This is a genomic window from Halostagnicola bangensis, from assembly GCF_054653435.1.
Genome location: NZ_BAAIGG010000002.1, coordinates 2,597,958 through 2,619,263 on the forward strand (window position 1 = coordinate 2,597,958; position 21,306 = coordinate 2,619,263).

Consider the following 21,306-nt stretch of genomic DNA (forward strand, 5'->3'; position numbering starts at 1 on the left):
TTTCTCTTGGACCTACTCAAGGCTCAGTCCCGCGTGCCATCGATCTGCACCCGCTTTGCGTTTTACGTCGTCCATTTTCGCGAGAAGGTGCGTCGCCAGCGAGGCGGTTTCTGCGGATCTGGACTCCCCTTCGGTTCGGAACTCGCCGGTCTCTCGGTTGGCGTAGACCGAACAGACGGCTCCGGCCCGAAGGCCGTAGATCGATGCGATCGTCATGATCGCGCTGGCTTCCATTTCGATGTTTTTCACGTTCGCTTCTTTGAGATCGTCGACTAACTCCGACGATCCGGCGGCTTCGAATCCCTCGAATCCGGGTCGTCCCTGTCCCGGATAGAAGGCGTCAGCGCTCATCGTAACGCCGGTGTGATAGTCGTAGCCGAGTCGCTCGGCGGCGGCGACGAGCGCACAGACGACCTCGTAGTCCGCGGTCGCGGGATAGTCTTCGCGGACGTACTCGTCGCTGGTTCCTTCCTGGCGGACGCCGCCCGTCGTGATCACCAGATCGCCAACTGCCATCTCTTCTTGTAACGCGCCACAGGAGCCGACGCGGATGAAGGTATCAGCGCCGACGCGAGCGAGTTCTTCGACCGCTATCGCCGTCGACGGACCGCCGATTCCCGTCGAGGTAACCGAAATCGGCGTCTTGTCGTACGTTCCGGTTGCAGTGCGGTACTCGCGGTGATAGGCGCGCTCGTCGTACTCGTCCCAGTGGGCGACGATCTTCTCGATCCGTTCGGGGTTGCCCGGAAGCAAGACGGTGTCTGCAACGTCCGTCGCCCCGACCTCTAAGTGGTACTGTTCGTCCGCGTTCGGGTCTTCGCTGTGACCTGCCATGAGGTTCGAGTGATTCGATCCGGGACCGTATATAAATACGGGGCGAACGAAGCGAACGTATGGGAAACGGTCACCTCGCGGACACCTACGTCGCGGCGATTCAGCACGATCTCGCCGACCTCGAGCCCGAAACCACTCTCGTGGGCGTGGTCCGACACCCGACGTCGTGGTTTCACGCGGCGGTCGACGAGAACGTCCCCGAACTCGGTCCGCCCGAAGAGCTGCTCGAGTCGACCCGCGCCGCCGAAGAGGACCTCAAGATGCGCGGCTTCTGCGGGGAAGGCGCACACAACGCCGCCTGGGAGGAGGTTGGATTCGAGGGGGAGTATCGCACGTTCCTCGAGGAATCGGCGGCCGCACAGGCCGAACTCGCCGCGCTCGAGGAGCGCCTTGAGGAGGGGGAATCACTCGCGCTCGTCTGTTTCGAGAACACGGCGAAAAAGCGGTGTCACCGGACGATTTTGTGTGAGCATCTCGAAGATCGATCCCGGTTCCGGTAGTCGACCGGTATCGCCCCTGCCCGTCATCGACGTTCACTCGAGCATCTCTTCGGTGATCGTATTGGGGAGCAATTCGCCCAGCGTGTACTTACTGGTCGACTCTCCCTCGTCGCAGACGACGACGAGGTCGTCTCCGCAGAACTCGGCGAGCGTCTGCCGACACATCCCACAGGGGGTGACGCCGTCGCGTTGGCTCGAGCTGACGGCGATGCGCTCGAACTCGGTTGCGCCGTTTTTGACCGCCTCCGCGATGGCGACCTCCTCGGCGTGGAGGCTGTTGCTGTAGTTTGCGTTCTCGAGGTTACAGCCGACGTAGACCTCGCCTTCGGCCGTCTCGAGGGCCGCGCCGACGCGATACTCGGAGTAGGGGACGTGCGCTTGCCGCTGAATCTCTCGAGCCGAGTCGATCAGTGTCTCGTCGTTCATGGAACACGATACCGCGACCGTGGGCAAGAAAGCACCGACCCGTTGATTTCCGCCGCATTTGCCGTTTCGAGCGACTGCTGTTCAACGGTTGTCCGCTAGCGCTTCGATTTCGGCTTCATCGTATCCGACGGCCTCGAGCACCGCCTTCGTGTGTTCGCCGTGTTCCGGAACGCCCTCTCGACCGGACGATCCGTCGGCGGTGATCGGTGAAACGATCGCGGGGTACCCCTCCTCTCCCTCTTTTTCACGGCGAACCATCCCTCGAGCGTCTATCTGTGGATGCTCGAGTGCTTCCCCAGGGGAGAGAACCGGTTCGACCGGAACGTCGGCTCCCTCGAGGTCCGCCCACGCCGAGCGAGTCCGGCCGGCGAAGATCGCCTCGAGTTCCTCGCGGAGTGCGTCGCGTTCGGCGGCGTCCTCCGTTCCGTGAACCGTCTCGAGGTCGGGGCGGTCGATCGCCTCGCAGAACGCGATCCAGAATTTTTCCTCGAGGGCCGAGAGCGTGACGTACGCTCCGTCGGCGGTTTCGTACACGTCGTACCACGGGAGTGCTCCGGTGAGGCTGGTCTCGTCCGGACGCGGCTCGTCTCCGAGGAGTGCCGGTAGCGCCACGACCTGCGAGAACGAAACCACCGCGTCGGTTAGCGAGATATCGAGATAGGTTCCCGTCCCGTCGCCGAGTTCCCTCGAGAGGAGCCCGGAGACAATTCCGAACGCCGCGGACATGCCCCCGGCCATGTCCGCGATTGGATAGCCGGGAATCTGGGGCGTCGCGTTGGGATCTGATCGGGTCATATCGAGTAAGCCCGAGAGGCCGACGTAGCCCAGATCGTGTCCGACGCGGTCGCTATAGGGCCCGTCCTGTCCGTAACCGGTCACCGAGCAATAGACGATTTCGGGATTGTGATCGGTGACGGTCTCGTAATCGACGCCGAGTTGATCGGCGACGCCCGGCCTGAACCCTTCGACGACGACGTCCGCGTCCTCGAGGAGCCGGTAGAATGCCGCGGTGGCCTTGTCGGTTTTCAGATCGAGCGCGACGCTTTGTTTGTCGCGGTTAACCGCCGCGAAGATCGCGCCCGTTCCGTCGTCGGTCCGGGGCGGCATCCACCGCGCGTAGTCACCGACGTTCGGCTCTTCGATCTTGATGATCTCGGCACCCAGATCGGCGAGGAGTTGGGTCGCATACGGGCCCGGAAGCAATCGAGTGAGATCGAGGACGCGAACGCCGTCGAGTTGCATAGCCTGGCTAACGGAGCCGAGGGACTTGAAAAGGGGCGTCAGGCTCAGTCCGCGTTTTCGATCGCCGTTTCAACGACGTCGCGTGCCTCAGCAACGAGTTCGTCGACATCGTCGCTTTCCGCATAGATCCGGACGTACGGCTCGGTGCCGCTCGGGCGGACGAGCACCCACGAGGCGTCGGGGAACTCGAGTCGGACGCCATACTCCGTCTCGACTTCGGCGTCCGAAAACGCGTCCGGAAGCGCGGTCTCGAGCGTCTCCATCGCGGATACTTTGCTATCTTCGGGACAGTCAACGCTCACCTTTCGGTAGGGACGTTCGGTGACGGGCTCGCGAAGCGCGTCGGTGTCGCCGGCCTCGAGGGTCAGTGCGGCGATGACGCCCGCGCTCGCGACGCCGTCGATCCAGCCGCCGAAGGAGGTGTGGATGTGTTTCCACGGCTCGGCCGCGAAGACGACCTCGGTGTGTGCGTCGCCCTGTTTGCGTTCGCGGGCGATCCCTTCGTGGAGGGAGCCGAGTCGGACGCGTTCGACGCGACCGCCCGCGGACCGAACCTGTTCGTCGATCCGCGCGGAGGCGTTCGGTGTCGTGACCACGACGGGATCCTCACGGTCGGCGCTTCGCGTGTAATGAGCGGCGACGACCGCCAGAATCGTGTCCTCATGAATCACGTCGCCGTCGGGACCCATGACGACGAACCTGTCGGCGTCTCCGTCCTGTGCGATTCCGAGGTCGAACGAACCCGACTCGAGAAACGCCGAGAGGTCGGTGAGCGTTTCGGGGGTCGGTTTGCTCTCCCGGGCCGAGAAGTGCCCGTCGACGGTTGCGTTCAGCGCGGCGACGTCAGCGCCGAGTCGCTCAAGGATCTGCGGCGTCGCGAGCGCGCCGACGCCGCCTCCGCAGTCGACGGCGATCGAAAGTCCGGAGAGCGGCTTCGACTCCCCGGCGGACGAAACGGCTCCTTCCCTCCCGGACAGGTTCGGGAACTGCTCACGGACGTACGCCGTCACTGCGTCGCGGTAGCCGCCGAGTGCCTCGAGTTCCTCCGATCGTCCCCACTCGTCCCAGCGAGCGAGTTCGGGACTCTCGACGGCGGCCTCTACGGCTCTTTCGGCGTCGCGGTCGTATTCGATCCCGTCGACGAACAGCTTGATGCCGTTGTCTTCCGGCGGGTTGTGACTCGCCGTAAGCATCACACCGCGCCGACCCTGGGAGGCGAACGCGAGCGCGGGCGTCGGAACCTGTCCGAGACGACTGACGTCGGCACCCGCGCTCTCGAGGCCCGCTTCCATCGCGGCGGCCAGCGCGGGGCCCGTTTCGCGCCCGTCGCGCCCGACGACGAACGTCTCGCCGGGTTTTCCGGCGGCCTGTCCAACCGACAGTGCAACTGCCGGTGTTACCGTTTCATCGACTGGCCCACGGATTCCCGCCGTCCCGAACAGCGTCATAACCGGGGGTTTCGCGAGCAGCCACTTATGTGTTGATAGCTTCAAACGACGGCTCTTCAACCCTGCGTAGGTGAGTTCGTAGCGATCGTCGGCGTCTTTCCGAAGGGACAGGCCGACGAGTTGGTCGAGGTGGTACGCAAGCCCGCTGAAGTATCGATGGACAACGCCGTGAACAACGCCGAGAAGGTCCTACCCGCGTTGCTTCCGCCGGTTCGATCGAGCATCGTCTCGAGGATACCCATCCGGACTTCGTTGCCGAGCGACTGGAAGGCGTCGCTCGGCTCGGAGGCGGTTTCGGCTGTCGCCGTTCAGGATCCGTCGACCGTCTCGTTCGCGTCCCCCATCGAGACCGGTTCGACGGTCGTCTCCGGGCTCGATTCGAGACCGCTCCGGTGACGGGATCCGTCGGACTCGTCCTCTGTCGTCATATTCAGTATTCGCGGCGAAGAAAAATACGTCTTCGCGTCGGGAGCATCGCCTTCCGGAGTGAGTAGAGACTTCCGTGTCGATATTGCCCCAGCAGAAACGGATTTGGACGTCCTCTTTTACGCAGGCCCGTTCCCAGCTTTTCAGCTATTCGGGGAACTCGTCGATGAGCACGACCGCCTCCCCCTCGACGACGGTCTCGTCGGCGTCCTCGTCGCGGACGAGCGTCTCGAGCCGATACTGGTCGTTACCAAGCGAATCGACGATTTCGACCCGCGCCGAGACGCGGTCGCCGATCCCGACGGGTCCCTGAAACTCGAGGTCCTGGGAAAGGTAGATAGTGAGTCCGGGAAGGCGCGCGAGTGCGGCGCTGATGAGTCCGGAGACGAGGGTCCCGTGGACGATTCGTTTGCCGAATCGGGTTTCGGCTGCGAAGTCGTCGTCCAGGTGGAGCCGGTTCGTATCGCCGCTGATGTGAGCGAACGCTTGGACATCGTCCTCCGAGAGGGTTTTCTCAAAGGTGACGGTGTCGCCGACGCTGATGTGGTCGGGGGTGTCCGTAGTGCGTTCGAACTCCCAGTCGAGATCCGAGTACTCGACTGACGGGATCGGCGCCGAGACGATGTCCGCCGATTGTTCGACACCCGTAGGGCCGTTCGATCGAGGCTCGTCGGAACTGGATCGACTCGAGCCGTCCTCGTCCGAACCGTCCGTTACGATGGGAGGAACCATCGCGGATACCGCCGCTCGGTTTGCGGCGGCCGTGGTCTGGATAAAACTCCGAGTCATCGCGGACCAGGCGTCGGTCATAGCGGAAACATCCGTTTTCCCCGAATTCTGTTGGGACATCTGATCGATAGCTACGCGAGTCGTCGTTAAGTCTTCTTTGGCTGAGATGGAAACCGATTAATAACTGATAAAACGGCATTACAGGACGTAAAATGGCCGCTAACTGCGGACTGGGTAAAAATCCTGACGTATTTCCACTCCGAATTGTGAACGTTCTGCCCCATCTGAACACACTGAAATGCAATTCACTCCATCAAATGTATCTGAATGGTACTCAATGGTAGCTGGTGGAAACGCTTATTACTGCTCGCGCCATTGGAACACGTGATGACGGACGACTCCGACCAGTCACCCTGGTTTCCGCCTGCGATGTTTACGGAGCAGCTACAGGAAGCCGGTGAGCAGGTCGCCCAATCCCAGCAGGAGCTGATGAAACAGATGATGCAGTCCGGTTCGACGAATCCTCTCGAAGGGATGTCGTCGTTCGGCCCGATGAACATGGGCACGGCGACGTTCAAAGCACGTGTCCAGAGCGGCGGCCGGGTCAGCATTCCCGGCCCGGAACGAGACGCCCTCGATATCGAGGAGGGAGACATCGTTCAGACGATCGTCGTCCCCGTCAAACGCGACCGAGAAGAGGACGAATAACATGACCCAGACCCCACTCACCCAACTGTTCGACGCACAGCGCACCGCAGTGAAACAGAGCCAGACGCTTACCCACGACGCCGTCGAGGCACAGAAGCAGTCGATCGACGCCTTCGCGACTGTCGTCGACTCCTCGAGTTCGATGCTCGAGCAGAACGCCGACCTGACGAAAGGCGCGATCCACGCGTCTCTCGACGCCGTCGAATCGTCGCTTCCCGAGGACGCCGCGAACGTCGACGAACTCCGCGAACTCGTCGACGAGGGCTTCGAGACCGCGACCGAGGCACAGGTCGAAACCCTCGAGACGGTCGTCGAAGCGGTCGAAGAATCCGGCGAAGCCTACGACGAACTCGCCAACAGCTACACTGAGACCGTCGATAGCTCGTTTGACGCGTTCCTCGACGCTCACGAACAGGCCGAAGCCAACATCACGGCCGTCGCCGAAAACGTCGAAGACGCCGCCGAGGAGTTCGACACCTCCGCGTAGCCCCGAAGCGCTTTCACGCTCCAACCCACAATTTTATTCATGACAGACCCAGCATCCCAGGGCCACGACTGGAACGCGGCCGCCGAACAGTGGAACGAACAGTTTCTCGAGGCGCTCGAGCAGAACATGGAAGCTCAGGCCCAGTTCGTCGAGAGCTGGTCAGAAACGGTCGGCGAAGCCGCCGAGGAAAACGAAATCTCTGAAGGCGTCGAGGGCTACGCTCGGGCCTACGAGACGTGGATGGACGCATCCCAACAGATGGTCGATCGGATGAACGACCAGCTCGAGGGCGAGGATGTCGATACCGAAGAGTTTCGCGATATCTGGCTCAACACGGCCAACGACGCGTTCAAAGACGTGATGTCCACGACGGCGTTCGCCAAGATGACCGGCGAGACCGTCGGCGACGTCCTCGAGGCCCAACAGCAAGCCGACGAAGCGGCCGAAACGACGCTTCGAACGCTCGGGTTCGCGACCGAAAGCGACGTCGTCGAGGTCGGCGACCGACTCGTCGAACTCGAGCGACGCCAGCACGCCGTCGAGAAGAAACTGGACCGCGTCCTCGAGCACGTAGAAGAGTAAAACGAGCAGTAACTACGGACTGCCGAGGGACCGATCACTGACACACGGATCACCGACACAATGAAAAACCCATACACACTCGCGATGGACATGCAACGGCAGGCCTGGGAAGGGGCTGCCGAACTCGCCGAGAAGACCCGCGTCGCGCCAGAGCGGACGGAAACGCTCGAGAACGTCGAAGTCGGGCAGACGCCGAGCGAGGTCGTCTACGAGGAGAACAAACTCGAGCTGTTGCACTACGAATCGAAGACCGAAGAACAACACGACGTGCCGATTCTCATCGTCTACGCCCTGATCAACAAACCCTACATCCTCGACCTACAGCCGGATCGGTCGGTCGTCCAGACCTTACTCGAGGCGGGTTACGACGTCTATCTCATCGACTGGGGCGAGCCCTCCGCGCTGGATCGCTCGCTCACGCTCGACGACTACGTCAACCGGTACATCGACAACTGCGTCGATACCGTTCGCGACCGGTCTGGCGAGGACGAGATCAACATTCTCGGCTACTGCATGGGCGGCACGAAGTCGGCCATGTACGCGTCCCTCTATCCGGAGAAAGTCAAGAACCTCGCGCTGATGGCCTCCGGCCTCTGTTTCGCCGGTGACGGCGGCGTCCTCGAGCTGTGGGGGACCGAGGACTATTATGATCCGGATCGGGTTACGAACACGTACGGCAACGTTCCCGCCGAATTCCTTGACGTCGGCTTCGCGCTGATGGATCCCGTCGCGAACAACGTGACGAAGTACGTCCGCTTCTACGATAACATGGAGGACGAGGATTTCGTCGAGAACTTCGCCCGGATGGAGCGCTGGCTCTCGGAGGGGATCGACGTCGCCGGAGCCGCCTACGAGGAGTTCATCACCGACATCTACCAGGAGAACAAGCTGATGGCAAACGAGCTCGTCCTCGGGGGCGAACGCGTCGACCTCGAGAACATCGAGATGCCCGTTCTCCAGATCGTCGCCGAGTACGACCACCTCATCCCGCCGAACGCCTCGAAGCCGTTCAACGACGCGATTCCCTCCGAGGACACGGAGATTCTCGAGTTCCCGACGGGACACATCGGCATGTCGGTCTCCTCGCGGAGCCACGACGAACTCTGGCCGCAGGTCTGTGAGTGGTTCGAGGAGCGGTCGGGGAACGATCTTGCGGGAGAAGCGAAACCGGATGCCGCGAAAGCGGACCCTGACGAGTCGGACGCCACACTCGCTGCGGACGCCGAGGGGGACGAAGCTGGTGTGGATGACGACGGGGTCGAAATCGAAATCGACGGGGTCGACACCGACGAGGACCTCACCGATCTTTCCGGCGTCGGCGAGGCATACGCCGAAAACCTCCGCGAAGCGGGGATCGAGACCATCGACGAACTCGCCGCGGCAGACGCCGCCGATCTCGCGACTGAGACCGGACTCTCCCCGGCACGACTCGAGGACTGGATCGACCAGGCCGCCTCGAGATAGCTCCGGCGGGGCGAAGCTTCGAACAGTCAGCAATCGTCCGTCGGCTCGAGTTCGGTTTCCAATCTGTCCGCCGTTTCGTGTTTCTCGATCTGCCTGTAGACGCAGAGAAGCTCCTCAAGTGGCAACAGCGGGACCGCCGGCTCGGCGGCGCTTTCCATCTCGACGCCGTGGAAATCGACGAGCGGCTCGTGGTGGGCGTTTCGACCGTCGGCGAACACCACCTCGAGTTCCTCCTCGCGCACTCGATACTCGTCGATTTGTGAGTCGCCGACGTCGCGACTCCGGACGAACTCGGCGGAAAACGCGTCCCGAAAGCGTTGGGCTCCCGAATCCGTGGTGAGAATATCGATGTCGGCCGGATCGTCCTCGAGACCCCGCAGAACGGAATCAGTGCTTCCGATAATACACTAGGTTGTGCCGCGTGGAATCTCTGCCACGATCTCGCAAAGGATCGCCGCTTGAGAGTCGGATAGGGCCATTCGAGTCCGTCTTCGTCTCGTGCGTAATGAGTTATTTGGCTGTCGTGTCGGTCCGAAACGGAGGTCCGTCGAGAGATTGAACGCGGCGTTTTCAACTCTCGTTTCTCAGCCACACCGAAAGTACGGTTCGAGGTTACAGTTGTTTGACTATCTCGCGTTCGTATGATCTTGCTTCGATATCGTACAAACTGAGAGCCCGCACGTCATTATATAGGGTATGAGGTTTATTGACTAGGCATCTATGTCAATGGAGGGGCGAACCTGCGTCATCACCGGATCAGCTCGAGGCATTGGTCGAGGGATCGCCGAGTACCTCGGAGCAGAGGGTGCGAACGTCGTGATCAACTATCGCTCGTCGGAAGGGGATGCTCACGAAGCGGTCGATACGATCGAGACGGCCGGCGGGTCGGCGATCACCGCCCAGGCCGATGTCGCTGACCGCGCGGATGTCGAACACATGCGCGAGGTCTGTCTCGAGGCGTTCGGCCCGGCGGACGTACTGGTGAACAACGCCGGTATCACGGCGGACCACCAGTTCACCGAGATGACCCGAGAGGACTGGGACCGCGTGATGGACGTCAACCTCGGCGGGATGTTCAACTGCAGTCAGGTCTTCTATGACGACCTCTGGAACGCCGATGAGGGCCGGTTGATCAACATCTCGAGCGTCGTCGGCAAGCAGGGTAACTTCGGGCAGGCGAACTACGCGGCGGCCAAGAGCGGCATGTTCGGCTTTACCCGCACGATCGCTCTCGAGCTCGCACAGGGCGGCTCGACGGCCAACTGCGTGGCTCCGGGCTTTACCGCGACGGACATGGTCGAGACGGTCCCCGAACACGTCCTCGAGCGGATCATCTCGAGCGTTCCCTTAGAGCGGCTTGCTGACGTGGAGGATATCGCCGCAGTCGTCCGATTCCTCGCAAGCGAGGATTCGTCGTACGTGACTGGCGAAGTGATCGACGTGAACGGCGGGATGGATCTCTAACCGATTCGACCCAATACTCGTTCGTCTCTTTGCCCTCCAAGTGACCTACTGGACTTCTGCACTACCCGGCCCAACGCCGTAACAGAGATTCATCGCCAGCGGAACGAGAACGAGCGCCGCCGGAAACGTCAATAGTACGAGGGTGAACGGATCCGGCGGTGCGATGGTCGTGGCGAGCGCCCATGCGGCGGTCGCACCGATTCCGAACGAACCGGCCCACCGCTCGATCTTCGACGACGAATCCGTCCGTTCCGGGAGCCGCGTTCTGTACACGAGATACGCCGGGATCGCGATCGGTATGAGAACGAACGTAAAGAACCCCCAGAGGAATCCGCTCGCCCCTCGAGCGCTGGCGTCCACCGCGACGGCGTAGCAGAGACACCAGGCCCCTGCAATGAGGAGGAGCAAGAACGCCAGCAACAAGAGCCCTGCAAGATCGATCGATTCGGAAACCATAGTGTTCTCATCTGACAAGTGTTCGAATAAGTAGCTTTCGTTCGCTCGAGAAATGTCTGAAAGTTGTTTCGGAGTTCGCTACTCGCTCGCACGGTTGCGTTTCGATGCGCCCACAGCTCCCCTCGATGCGCCCACAGCTCCCCTCGATGCGCCCACAGCTCCCCTCGATGCTCCCACAGTTCCATCGAGGCGATTTACAACTCTCGTTTTTCCTTCTCGAGCACTTGCACGTTCTCGATACCCGTCGCCGGATACTGGCCGTCCTCGTCCTTTTCGACGGCTTTGACCATATCCCAGACAACGTTGAGTCCGGTCGTGACGCCCTCGAGCGCTTCCATCTCACAGCCCGTCTTCCCGGTCGTCTCGACGGCAACCTCGAGCGCCACGCGGTCGTCCTCGAGCGAGAAGCTGGTCTCAACGTTCGTGATCGGAATCTGGTGGCACATCGGGATCGTCTCCCAGGTGTGTTTGACGGCCTGAATCGCGCCGATTCGGGCGGTCGCGAGCACGTCGCCCTTTCCGATCTGGTCGTCGCGAATCGCCTCGAGCGTCGAGGGCTGGAGCCGGATTTCTCCCGCGGCGACGGCCCGGCGGCTGGTGTCGGGTTTGTCGCCGACGTCGACCATCTGCACGTCGCCGTCGTCGGTAGTGTGGGTGAGTTCGTTGGCGTCGGTTTCGCCGGTATCGCCGGCCCCCTCCGGAACGTTCGTTGGGTGATCGTCGCTCATTCGTTACTCGCCCTCGTCGGTCTCGCCCCAAAGCACTGCTGGAATATCCTCGAGCAGGTCGGACGCGAAGAATCCCTGTCCCATCCGTTCTGCCCGTAGTTCGCCCGCTCTCCCGTTGACGTAGGCACCCGCCGTCGCGGCCTCGAGCGGCTCCGCGTGCTCGAGCAGTCCGGCGACGATGCCCGCGAGAAGGTCGCCGGTTCCGCCGACGGCCATTCCGGGTGTCCCGGCTCGACAGATTCGGGTACGTTCGCCGTCGGTCGCTACGTCGTCGACGCCCTTCGCGAGAACGACGTGACCGAGGTCGGCGGCGAACTCCTCGAGTTCGTCCGCGGCGGCCTCGAGGTCGTCCGTCTCTGGTCCGCCCATCCCCGCCAGTTCGCGACGGTTCGGCGTACAGACCAGCGTCGCCTCGGTCTCGAGATCCGGGACGATCTCGAGGGCGTCGGCGTCGACGACCGCCGGACCCGTGTAGGACTCGAGGAACTGGCGCGCGGCCTCGAGGGTTTCGTCGGCGGTTCCGAGTCCGGGGCCGAGGATCACCACGTCGTCGTAGCGCTCTGCAGTCTCGACGAGGCCTTCCACCTGCTCCGGAACGAGGCGGTCGCCCTCATACGGCTGGACGATCAGGTCCTCCGCGTAGGACTGGATCTCGCCGCCGACGCCCTCCGGTGCGGAGACGAACGAGAGCTCCATTCCGCTCCGGAGGGCGGCCTGCGCGGCCAGCGCCGGGGCCCCGGTGTACGGACCGCCGCCGATGACGAACGCCCGTCCCGTTCGCCCGTCGGGTCGCGCGACGCGGAGATCGCCCGGACCGGCGTAGCGCTCCGCCGCCGCGGGGATCCCGATGTCCGCGACGGAGATGTCGGCCGATAGCTCCTCGAGGCCGGGTTTCTCGTCGTGGAACGTGACGACACGATCCGCCTCGACGCCGTTGTCGGCGTGGGTGTCGCGACCTTCGCCATCCGAATCCGCCGCCGCGTCGGCGTCGAACCCCGAGGGAACGTCGACCGCGATCACGGTCGCGTCGCTCTCGTTGATCGCCCGCGCGGCGGTCGCCTCCGGTTCTCGGAGTTCGCCGCTGATTCCCGTTCCGAGCATCGCGTCGACGACCACGTCGGCGTCGGGGAGAGTAAACTGACTCGAGTCCGTCACCGTTCGCGTCTCGGCGTCCGCGTTCTCGAGTGCGTCCCAGTTCTCTCGCGCGATTTCGGTGCCGATCGCCGCCGGTCGACCGAGCAAGATTGTGGTGCAGTCATAGGCCTCGAGAAAGCGAGCGGCGACGAACGCGTCGCCGCCGTTGTTTCCTCTGCCGGCGACGATTGCCACGCTCGCGCCCGGCTCCGCGGCTTCCCGAACCGCCCTCGCGACGGCGTTCCCGCTCGACTCCATCAGCTGTTTCTGGCTGACGCCCAGCGCGGCCGCGTTCTCGTCGACGGCGGCCATTCGCTCGCCTGTGATCATGGTCGGTCTTCGACGGGCGGTCCGTTGAAGATTGCGGACGGGTCGGTGTTCCGGGGACACCTACCCCGCCGCCGTTTCACTTCCGTTCCGGTGGCCAAACCCTCTTACCTACACGGACCGCAGACGCGTACAATGGATGGGAGCGCGCTGCCCGTCGACGACGAGCACCTGCAGTTCGATCCCTCGATGGTCGAACTCGAGGATCAGGAGGTGTTCGACCTGCTCGAGCCCGCCCTCCAGGAGTGGTGGCTCGAGGAGTTCGGCGAGTACGTTCCCGAGAACGACGGCTTCTTTACGCCGCCACAGGAGGGCGCGATCCCGAAGATCCACGACGGGACGAACACACTGATCTGTGCGCCGACGGGTTCGGGCAAGACGCTCGCTTCCTTTACCGCGATCATCAACGAACTCTTTGAGCGCGATCGTGAGGCCGAGGACGGGTTAGAGAACTCCGTCTACTGCCTGTACGTATCGCCGCTCAAATCCCTCGCCAACGACATCCACCGGAACCTCGAGGTACCGCTGGCGGGAATCGAGGAAATCGTCGAGGATCGCGGCGAGTCGATGGGCGAGATCCGCCATGCGATCCGCCACGGCGATACGTCCTCGAACGACCGACAGAAGATGCTCGAGGAGACGCCCCACATTCTGAACACGACCCCCGAGACGCTGGCGATCTTGCTGAATTCCCCGAAATTCCGCGAGAAGCTCCGAACCGTCGAGTACGTCATCGTCGACGAGATCCACTCGCTGGCCGGAAGCAAGCGCGGCACGCACCTCTCGGTGAGCCTCGAGCGCCTCGAGGCGATGAGCGAGACGGAGATCACCCGAATCGGCTGCTCAGCGACCATCGAACCGCTGTCTCGCGTCGCAGAGTTTCTTGTCGGTTACGAAGATTCTGAGGGACAGGAAGCCGAGTCGAAGGCAGTGGACGATGATTCGAATACAGCAGAAGTCGAGTCGAAGCCAACGGAGGGTGATCCAGACCAACCGGCCAACGAGTCGGGCGACTCCACCTCGGCGAATCTCGACGCCGAGTCCGACCCCGCGGACGAACGAGAATGGGGACCACGACCCTACGAGATCATCGACGCCAGATTCGCCCGCGAATTCGATTTGCAACTCGAGTGTCCGACCGACGATCTGATCAACACGTCTCGAGAGGTCGTTCAGGGACGGTTCTACGAACAACTCCACGAACACATTCAGGACCATACGAACACGCTGGTATTTACGAATACGCGCTCCGGCGCGGAACGCGTGCTCCACAACCTGCGCGAGCGCTTCGACGAGTACGACGAGGAAAATTCGGGCTGTCATCACGGCAGTCTCTCGAAAGGGGTCCGACAGGAGGTCGAAGGCCAGCTCAAAGCGGGTGAACTGGATGTCGTCACCTCCTCGACCAGCCTCGAGCTGGGGATCGACATGCCCCACGTCGACCTCGTGGTGCAGGTCGGCTCGCCGAAATCCGTCGCCGCACTCCTCCAGCGAGTCGGCCGCGCGGGCCATCGCGTCGGCCAGACCGTGACCGGGCGCGTGATCGCACTGGATCGGGACGAACTCCTCGAGTGTGCGGTGATGTTGAAGAAGGCCAAGGACGGATTCGTCGACTCGGTCTCGATCCCCGAAAACGCACAGGACGTCGCCGCCCAGCAGGTCTACGGGATGGCGATCGCCGAAATTCGACCCGAACGCGAGATGCGGACGATCCTCCGCCGGGCCTATCCCTACCGGGACTACTCCGAAGACGAGTACGAGTCCCTGATGAGCTACCTCACGGCCGACTACGCCGGGATGGAGGATCGAAACGTCTACGCGAAGATCTGGCGGGACGAAAACGATCCGCTCGACGGCGAGCACCACCACGAAGAGTTCCCCGTCGGCGAACCCCTGATCGGCAAACGGGGGCGGCTCGCTCGAGTCATCTACATGACCAACATCGGGACGATTCCCGACTCCTTTACCTGCGACGTCCACACCAGAGCGAACGACGAGTGGGTCGGTCAACTCGACGAGAACTACCTCGACACCTTGGAGAAGGGCGACGTGTTCGTTCTTGGCGGCGATCACTTCGAGTACCAGTACCGGCGCGGCTCGAAGGTGTACGCCGATCGGACGAGCGCTCGTCCGACCGTTCCCTCGTGGTACTCCGAACGCCTGCCGCTGTCATACGACCTGGGCTGTGAGATTCTCGTCTTTCAGGGCGAGTTGCTCTCTCACCACGCCGAGGGCGGCTCGCCGCGGGTCCGCGCGTGGCTCCGCGGGTTCCCGCTCGGGGACGACTGCGTTCGGGCGATCGCACGGCTGTTCGATCACCAACTTCGGTACGCGGGTCCGGAAAGCGTAAGCACCGAGAACCGACTCACCATTGAGGTCGAACGCGACCGCGAGGAGTACGAGCGCCACTACTACGTTCACTCGAATTACGGACGGAAGGTCAACGACGGACTCTCCCGGCTGTTCGCCTACCGCTGTGCCCAGGAGGCGACTGCGAACGTCCGCGTTGCCGTCGCCGACAACGGCTTCGTCCTCTCGATGCCGCTCAACCGGAAGATCGACCTCAAGGGGATCGTCTCGGATCTCGAGGCCGAGCAGGTTCGCGAGGATCTTCGAAACGCCATCTCCGGCACCGACCTGCTCCAGCGGTACTTCCGAATCAACGCCACACGTGCGCTGATGATCCTCAAACGCTACAAGGGCTACGAGAAATCCGCCAGCGAACAACAGGTCTCGAGTGAGATGTTGCTGGGCTTTGCGGAGGACCTCGAAGAGTTCGCCGTTATCGAGGAAACCTACCGCGAAATCCTCGAGGACAAACTCAACGTCGAGGAGATCGAAGGTATCATCTCCCGTATCGACGGCGGCGAGCTGGCCGTCGAACGACAGCTGCTGGATTCGCCCTCGCCTCGAGCGTTCGGCCTCGCGACGCTTTCGGCGAGCGATGTCGTCCTCGCCGAGGACGAGAGTGCGGCCTTACAGAACTTCCACGAGCACGTACTCGAGGAGATCGGCGAGGAGTCGGTTCGGGGCCTCCCGACGGACGACTGAGTTATCATCGACGGCCGATAGTGCAGTTAGGGATAGTTCCACCAGAGTAGTACCACGAACAGCTTCACGGATACTATCAGGACTGGTAGAGCGGACAACACCACGGTAGCAAAGCCGGGGTAGCTGGAAAGACCATACAGCTGGGAATACTATTGCAATCTCTCGCTCTCGGAATTGTGCTACCACTCATTCTCAAAATACTACTGTAGTTTAACGTAACTAATAAATACCCAAAAATACTTTTCGTTGGAAAGCGAGTGTGTGGTATGTCCTTTCAACTGACGGACGAACAGCGCGCGATCCGAAACAGCGTCAGGGAATTCGGGAAAGAAGAGATCGAACCGGTCGCTCGAGAGCACGACGAGAACGGGAAGTATCCGGCAGAACTCGTCCAGAAGGCGGCCGAACTGGATCTCGTCGGAACGAGCATCCCGATCGACTACGGCGGCGCGGGGATGGACCTCCTCTCGGGCGTCGTCGTCACCGAAGAACTCTGGCGCGCGGATCCAGGTATCGGGAGCGCCATCGGGAGCCGAGCGTTCGGCGCGACGATGATCGACGAGTTCGGCGACGAGTGGATGAAAGAGGAGTGGCTTCCGGCTATCGCCTCCGGTGAATCCGCCTGTGCGAGCGCGATCAGCGAACCCGCACACGGCTCGAACGTCGCGGGGATCGAGACGACCGCAGAACGGACCGACGACGGCTTCGTGATCAACGGCAACAAAATGTGGATCACGAACGGCACCGTCGCCGACGTCGCCGTCGTGATGGTCAAGACAGACCCCGGCGAAGGGCACAAAGGAATCTCCGCGCTGCTCGTGCCGACCGATACGGACGGGTTCGCCGCGGAGAAGATCGACAACAAACTGGGCATCCGCGCGTCCGATCTGGCCGAACTCATCTTCGACGACGTCTTCGTCCCCGAGGAGAACGTCGTCGGAACCGAAAACCGCGGGTTCTACCAGCTCATGGAGTTCTTTGCGTCGGGCCGAATCAACGTCGCGGCCCAGGCGGTCGGCACCGCACAGGCCGCACTCGACGCCGCCCTCGAGTACGCGGGAGAACGCGAACAGTTCGGCCAACCGATTTCGGAGTTTCAGGCGATTGAACACAAACTCGCGGAGATGGCGACCAACGTCGAGGCGGCCCGCTCGCTCACCTATCGGGCGGCTAGCTGTGCGATGGAGGGCGATGAGGAGATGGCCGCGAAGTTCGCGAGCATGGCGAAGCTGTTCGCGAGCGAGCACGCCGTCGAGGTTGCAGACGAGTCGATTCAGGTCCACGGTGGCTCCGGATACGTCTCCGACTACCCCGCCGAGCGCTACTACCGCGACGCCCGAATTACCAAGATCTACGAGGGGACCAGCGAGATCCAGAAGAACATTATTGCCGATAACCTTCTGTAGCGGTCGACTCAAACGAAACCTCCGAGAACAGATACTAAGATTGATAACTCGAGTTCCTGATCGAAACGCACAGGTGAGATGACTCGAAACAAGCCGATATGACTGAAGACGAGCCCCCGAACTGGGACTTCAAAGACCGCGATATCGCAATTCTCTGTGAACTTGCGGACGACCCGCAACTTTCCTCTCGAGAGTTGACCGACGTCCTGGCATCGGAGTACGATATCGAGGTCTCACACGTCACCGTCAGCGAGTCGATCCGTCGAATGCGCGACGAAGGCGTCTTTCGGGAGGCGATTATCCCGAACGAGGAGTACTACATCTTCGCGCTGTTCGAGTTCAAGTTCAACACCGAACACTTCGCCGAGAGCTGGCAGGAGGCAATGGAGTACATCCGCGAGGACAAGCACACGCTGTTTTTCTTCCTCTCGGATGGCGAGTACCAGTGGAAAACCGTGATGATGTTCCGGGATCGCCAGGAAGTCTCTCGGTGGATTCACGAGTGCTACAAGGACTACGGCGGCGTCATTGCGAACATCCGGAACTCCGCGGTCCACAACGTCCTCAAGTTCCGAACCGATCCGCGGATCTACGAGGACCTCCGCGAGGAGTAACGACGCGTTCAGAGCCGACGCGAGAGCAACGGCGCGTTCGAAACGGAACCGTTTTTCCGCCCGTTTCCGACTACTCTCCTTCGAACTCGGGCTCTCGATCCTCCGCGAAGGCCATCGTCCCTTCCATCACGTCGTCCGTGCTGATCAGGAGGCCAAAGCCCTGACTCTCCATCGCGAGGGCGGCCTCCATGCTCGCGTCCTCGCCCTCGTTCATCACCTTCTTGGCGACCTCGAGGCCGATCGGCGGGCCGTTTCGTAGGTCGCTCACGAACTCCTCGACGATGTCGTCGAACGCCTCGCGATCGACTGTGCGGTTGATCAGGCCCCAATCCTGGGCCCGTTCGGCGTCGATGTGCGAGCCGCGGAAGACGAGCTCTTTCGCTCGAGTCTCCCCGAGGATACGCATGAGTCGCTGGGTGCCCCCGCCGCCGGGGATCAGACCGAGACCGATCTCGGGTGCGCCGAACTGCGAGCGTTCGGTCGCGAGGCGCAGGTCGCACGCGAGTGCAAGCTCGAGCCCGCCGCCGAGACAGAAGCCGTCGATCTTGGCGATGACGGGTCGCGGAAAGTCGTTGACGGTTTCGAATGCCGGCGTCACCTGCATCATATCAGTCGGCTTCGTACTGCTGAACCCGGAGATGTCCGCGCCAGCGCTGAAGGCGCGGTCGCCCGCCCCTTCGATCGTTACACAGCGAACGTCATCGGTGTCGACGCTCGAGAAGAGGTCGTCGATCTCGCCGAGCAGGTCCTCCGAGAGAGCGTTCATCCGCGACGGACGATCGAGTTCGATCTGCAACACGCCGTCCTCGAGGTCGACGTTGATGTCGTGATACGAATCGAGGCCGCCCTCGTCGGTATCGTACTCGTAAAAGCCCGCCCCGGCGTCTTCGCCGGTCCGTCCCTCTTCGACGAGTTCCTCGAGATACGGATGCGGTTCAAAGCGATCCGAGCCGGTCTCTTCCTGTAAAGTCTCGAGTTTCTCTAGAATGGTGTCGATGCCAATCTTGTCCGCGCGGCGGCAGATTCCCTCGGGAAAGCCGAGTCCGAGTCGGACGCCGATGTCGACTTCCTCGGGCGTCGAGACGTCCTCGCTGACGATGTACGCGGCACGATTAGCGAGACGAGCCTCGATCCGGAGCGTGTCGAACCCTTCGCCGTCGCCCGGTTCGTAGTCGGCTCCGTTGCCGTCTTCATAGTTGTAAAATCCCTCGCCAGTCTTCTGACCGAGATTCTCGTTTTCGACCTTCTGTTCGATGATCGGCGGAATCGGATCGCCGCCTTCCTTCCGGACGTGATAGCCCACGTCGATGCCTGTCAGGTCAGCGAGTTCGAACGGCCCCATCGGGTACCCTCGCTGGTGGACCATCGCCGCATCGGCTTCGCGGATCGTCGCTTCGTCTTCGGAAACCATCCACGCCGCTTCGCCGCCGAAGGGGCCGAGGACGGTGTTGACGACGAAGCCGCGGACGTCTTTCCGAACGTAGATCGGCGTCTTGTCGATCGATTCGACCCACTCGTAGCCGGCTTCTGCGACCTCGTCGGTCGTCCGTTCGCCGTAGATGACCTCGACGAGGTCCATCTTCACCGGCGGGTTGAAAAAGTGAAGCCCGAGCACCCGTTCCGGCGTCTCGAGGACCTCCGCGATGTCGCTGATCGGCAGACTCGAGGTGTTCGACGCGAGCAGGGTGTCCTCGTCGGTTAACTCCTCGAGGTCGGCGAAGATGTCGTGTTTCAACTCGAGGTTCTCGGGGGCGGCCTCGATAACCAGATCGGCGTCGGAGACGGCCTCGTCGAGGTCGGTGGTCGTCTCGATTCGATCGAGGACGGCCGCCGCGGGCTCGTCGAGTCGGTCTTTTTCCTCGAGTTTCTCGAGGCTCCACTCGATCTGCTCGTATCCGCCGTCGACGAGGTCATCCTCGATGTCCCGCATGGTGACGTCGTAGCCGGCCATCGCGGTGACTTCGGTGATCCCATGACCCATGTTTCCTGCGCCCAAGACGGCGACGCGGTCGATGGTTCCGTATGACATAGTTATCGTGTCGGTCGATACTCCCTTAATTCCTCCGAACGGACCTTACCAATGTTAAGGAGTATTCGAGCATCGCCACAGATCGTATTCGGCCACGAAAAATGAACGAACGTCGTAATATATTAGTGAACTGTGAACCCGCTACAGCGGCTCCTCTCCGTTGATGATCCGTTTGGCTCGAGCGGCCAGCGCCGGCACCCGATCTTCCATTTTCGGGTACATCGGATCGTCGCTGTTGCCCTCGAGGTAGCGCCGGAAGAACATCTCTCCGAGACCAGCGAGTTTGTAAACTGCGAGTGCACGATAGAACCGATCGTTCGCGAATCTGTAGCCGGTCTGGGACTCCCAGCGATCGACCAGTTCGCGGCGACTCGAGTACCCCTCGCGTTCCATAAAGCGAGTCGTCAATTCCGGAATGGACGGCTCGGGATCCTTCGAATCGCGCCAGTACGAAAGCATCCAGCCCAGATCCGCGCGCGGATCGCCGAGGGTTGCCATCTCCCAGTCGAAGACGCCGACCAGCTCGGGCGTCTCGCCCGGACCGAACATCACGTTATCGAGCTTGTAGTCGCCGTGGACGAGCGTGTGCGGGTGTTCTTCGGGAACGTTCTCCTGAAGCCACTCGCCGACGTCATACAGGTCTGGCACTTCGCGTTCCTCGGCGGTCACGTCGAAGGCCCACATAAGTTGCTGGCCCCAGCGATCGACCTGTCGCTGGGTGTAGCCGGCTGGCCGTCCGAACTCGCCGAGACCAACCGATTTGTACTCCAGGTCGTGGATCGTCGCCAGCGTGTCGACGAGTTCCTCGCCGATCCGGGCTCGAGCGTCGAGGTTCGCAAAGCGCTCGGGTTCGTCCTCCCGAAGGACGTCACCCTCGAGCCGTTCCATTACGTAGAAGTCGCTTCCGATGATGTCGTGATCCTCGCACGCGAAAAGCGGCTCCGGAACGGGAATATCGGTGTAGGCGACGGCGTTCGTCACCTGATACTCCCGGAGCACGTCGTGGGCCGTATCCGCGGTTTCGCCCGGCGGCGGCCGCCGGATGACCAGTTCCCGCTCGCCCCACGTGACGAACAGCGTCTCGTTCGAGTGGCCCTCGCGGTGTCGGCGGACTTCGTACTCCTCGACCGACTCGAGATTGTCGTCCAGAAACGCCGCCAGCGCATCCTCGTCGACGAGGCGTTCGTAGTACTCGTCGCTCATGGCCTCCCGCCGGTCCTTTTATCGCCGTTCGTAGACGAACGCTCGTCG

General features: G+C 62.1%; 21 protein-coding genes. 9 read left to right on the top strand and 12 right to left on the bottom strand.

All coding sequences use genetic code 11. The annotated features are described in order from the left end of the window. Window positions 1-12 precede the first annotated feature (12 nt). The gene (locus tag ACYQ14_RS14705; RefSeq protein WP_459889158.1) at window positions 13-834 is read right to left on the bottom strand and encodes a nucleoside phosphorylase; all 822 of its coding nucleotides are present in this window, start codon (window positions 832-834) and stop codon (window positions 13-15) included. Between the two features lie 59 nt (window positions 835-893). Between ACYQ14_RS14705 and ACYQ14_RS14710 the strand changes: the two genes are divergently transcribed. After that, a complete protein-coding gene (locus ACYQ14_RS14710; protein ID WP_459889159.1) occupies window positions 894-1,334 on the top strand; it encodes a DUF488 family protein, N3 subclade in 441 nt (146 codons plus the stop codon). Between the two features lie 33 nt (window positions 1,335-1,367). Here the strand turns inward: ACYQ14_RS14710 and cdd are convergent, their stop codons facing one another. The 5 genes from cdd to ACYQ14_RS14735 form a co-directional block, all read right to left on the bottom strand. Next, on the bottom strand, window positions 1,368-1,760 hold the full coding sequence (cdd, locus tag ACYQ14_RS14715) for a cytidine deaminase (RefSeq protein WP_459889160.1): 393 nt from the start codon (window positions 1,758-1,760) through the stop codon (window positions 1,368-1,370). Between the two features lie 81 nt (window positions 1,761-1,841). Then, window positions 1,842-3,002, bottom strand: a complete 1,161-nt coding sequence (locus ACYQ14_RS14720; RefSeq protein ID WP_459889161.1) for a CaiB/BaiF CoA transferase family protein — start codon at window positions 3,000-3,002, stop codon at window positions 1,842-1,844. Window positions 3,003-3,046: 44 nt separating this feature from the next. Further along, window positions 3,047-4,450 (bottom strand): phosphohexomutase domain-containing protein, encoded by a 1,404-nt coding sequence (locus ACYQ14_RS14725; RefSeq protein WP_459889162.1) that lies wholly within the window; start codon window positions 4,448-4,450, stop codon window positions 3,047-3,049. A gap of 56 nt (window positions 4,451-4,506) precedes the next feature. Further along, window positions 4,507-4,692, bottom strand: coding sequence for a hypothetical protein (locus ACYQ14_RS14730; protein ID WP_459889163.1), 186 nt, complete (start codon window positions 4,690-4,692; stop codon window positions 4,507-4,509). A 331-nt stretch (window positions 4,693-5,023) separates the two neighbouring features. After that, window positions 5,024-5,725, bottom strand: a complete 702-nt coding sequence (locus ACYQ14_RS14735) for a MaoC family dehydratase (RefSeq protein WP_459889164.1) — start codon at window positions 5,723-5,725, stop codon at window positions 5,024-5,026. Window positions 5,726-5,992: 267 nt separating this feature from the next. On the opposite strand from ACYQ14_RS14735, the gene ACYQ14_RS14740 reads away from it, so the two are divergent. From ACYQ14_RS14740 to phaC, 4 genes are read left to right on the top strand one after another with little or no spacing between them, the layout of a single operon-like run. Then, the gene (locus ACYQ14_RS14740; protein ID WP_459889165.1) at window positions 5,993-6,313 is read left to right on the top strand and encodes an AbrB/MazE/SpoVT family DNA-binding domain-containing protein; all 321 of its coding nucleotides are present in this window, start codon (window positions 5,993-5,995) and stop codon (window positions 6,311-6,313) included. A 1-nt stretch (window position 6,314) separates the two neighbouring features. Continuing rightward, a complete protein-coding gene (locus ACYQ14_RS14745; RefSeq protein ID WP_283835059.1) occupies window positions 6,315-6,800 on the top strand; it encodes a hypothetical protein in 486 nt (161 codons plus the stop codon). A 39-nt stretch (window positions 6,801-6,839) separates the two neighbouring features. After that, entirely contained in the window at window positions 6,840-7,382 is a 543-nt protein-coding gene (locus tag ACYQ14_RS14750; RefSeq protein ID WP_459889166.1) for a poly(R)-hydroxyalkanoic acid synthase subunit PhaE, read from the top strand. Window positions 7,383-7,442: 60 nt separating this feature from the next. Beyond that, a complete protein-coding gene (gene phaC, locus ACYQ14_RS14755; RefSeq protein ID WP_459889167.1) occupies window positions 7,443-8,846 on the top strand; it encodes a class III poly(R)-hydroxyalkanoic acid synthase subunit PhaC in 1,404 nt (467 codons plus the stop codon). Between the two features lie 26 nt (window positions 8,847-8,872). Here the strand turns inward: phaC and ACYQ14_RS14760 are convergent, their stop codons facing one another. Continuing rightward, entirely contained in the window at window positions 8,873-9,088 is a 216-nt protein-coding gene (locus ACYQ14_RS14760) for a hypothetical protein (RefSeq protein ID WP_459889168.1), read from the bottom strand. 478 nt (window positions 9,089-9,566) lie between these two features. Between ACYQ14_RS14760 and ACYQ14_RS14765 the strand changes: the two genes are divergently transcribed. After that, window positions 9,567-10,310, top strand: coding sequence for a beta-ketoacyl-ACP reductase (locus ACYQ14_RS14765; RefSeq protein WP_459889169.1), 744 nt, complete (start codon window positions 9,567-9,569; stop codon window positions 10,308-10,310). A 45-nt stretch (window positions 10,311-10,355) separates the two neighbouring features. Here ACYQ14_RS14765 and ACYQ14_RS14770 read toward each other — a convergent pair whose 3' ends face one another. The 3 genes from ACYQ14_RS14770 to ACYQ14_RS14780 form a co-directional block, all read right to left on the bottom strand. Continuing rightward, window positions 10,356-10,766: a hypothetical protein gene (locus tag ACYQ14_RS14770; RefSeq protein ID WP_459889170.1), complete on the bottom strand. Its 411-nt coding sequence runs from the start codon at window positions 10,764-10,766 to the stop codon at window positions 10,356-10,358. Window positions 10,767-10,960: 194 nt separating this feature from the next. Next, complete coding sequence (gene moaC, locus ACYQ14_RS14775) at window positions 10,961-11,494, bottom strand: cyclic pyranopterin monophosphate synthase MoaC (protein ID WP_459889171.1); 534 nt, start codon at window positions 11,492-11,494, stop codon at window positions 10,961-10,963. A gap of 3 nt (window positions 11,495-11,497) precedes the next feature. After that, entirely contained in the window at window positions 11,498-12,958 is a 1,461-nt protein-coding gene (locus ACYQ14_RS14780; RefSeq protein ID WP_459889172.1) for an NAD(P)H-hydrate dehydratase, read from the bottom strand. Window positions 12,959-13,090: 132 nt separating this feature from the next. Between ACYQ14_RS14780 and ACYQ14_RS14785 the strand changes: the two genes are divergently transcribed. From ACYQ14_RS14785 to ACYQ14_RS14795, 3 genes are all read left to right on the top strand, one after another. After that, window positions 13,091-16,006, top strand: coding sequence for an ATP-dependent helicase (locus ACYQ14_RS14785; protein ID WP_459889173.1), 2,916 nt, complete (start codon window positions 13,091-13,093; stop codon window positions 16,004-16,006). A gap of 266 nt (window positions 16,007-16,272) precedes the next feature. Further along, window positions 16,273-17,412 carry an acyl-CoA dehydrogenase family protein gene (locus ACYQ14_RS14790; protein WP_459889174.1) on the top strand — a complete coding sequence of 380 codons (1,140 nt, stop codon included), beginning with the start codon at window positions 16,273-16,275 and terminating at the stop codon, window positions 17,410-17,412. 98 nt (window positions 17,413-17,510) lie between these two features. Continuing rightward, a complete protein-coding gene (locus ACYQ14_RS14795; RefSeq protein ID WP_459889175.1) occupies window positions 17,511-18,026 on the top strand; it encodes an Lrp/AsnC family transcriptional regulator in 516 nt (171 codons plus the stop codon). Window positions 18,027-18,096: 70 nt separating this feature from the next. On the opposite strand, the gene ACYQ14_RS14800 is transcribed toward ACYQ14_RS14795, so the two are convergent. Together ACYQ14_RS14800 and ACYQ14_RS14805 are read right to left on the bottom strand one after the other, a co-directional pair. Next, on the bottom strand, window positions 18,097-20,055 hold the full coding sequence (locus tag ACYQ14_RS14800; RefSeq protein WP_459889176.1) for a 3-hydroxyacyl-CoA dehydrogenase/enoyl-CoA hydratase family protein: 1,959 nt from the start codon (window positions 20,053-20,055) through the stop codon (window positions 18,097-18,099). A gap of 141 nt (window positions 20,056-20,196) precedes the next feature. Continuing rightward, entirely contained in the window at window positions 20,197-21,258 is a 1,062-nt protein-coding gene (locus ACYQ14_RS14805) for a phosphotransferase family protein (protein WP_459889177.1), read from the bottom strand. Between the last annotated feature and the right edge of the window lie 48 nt (window positions 21,259-21,306).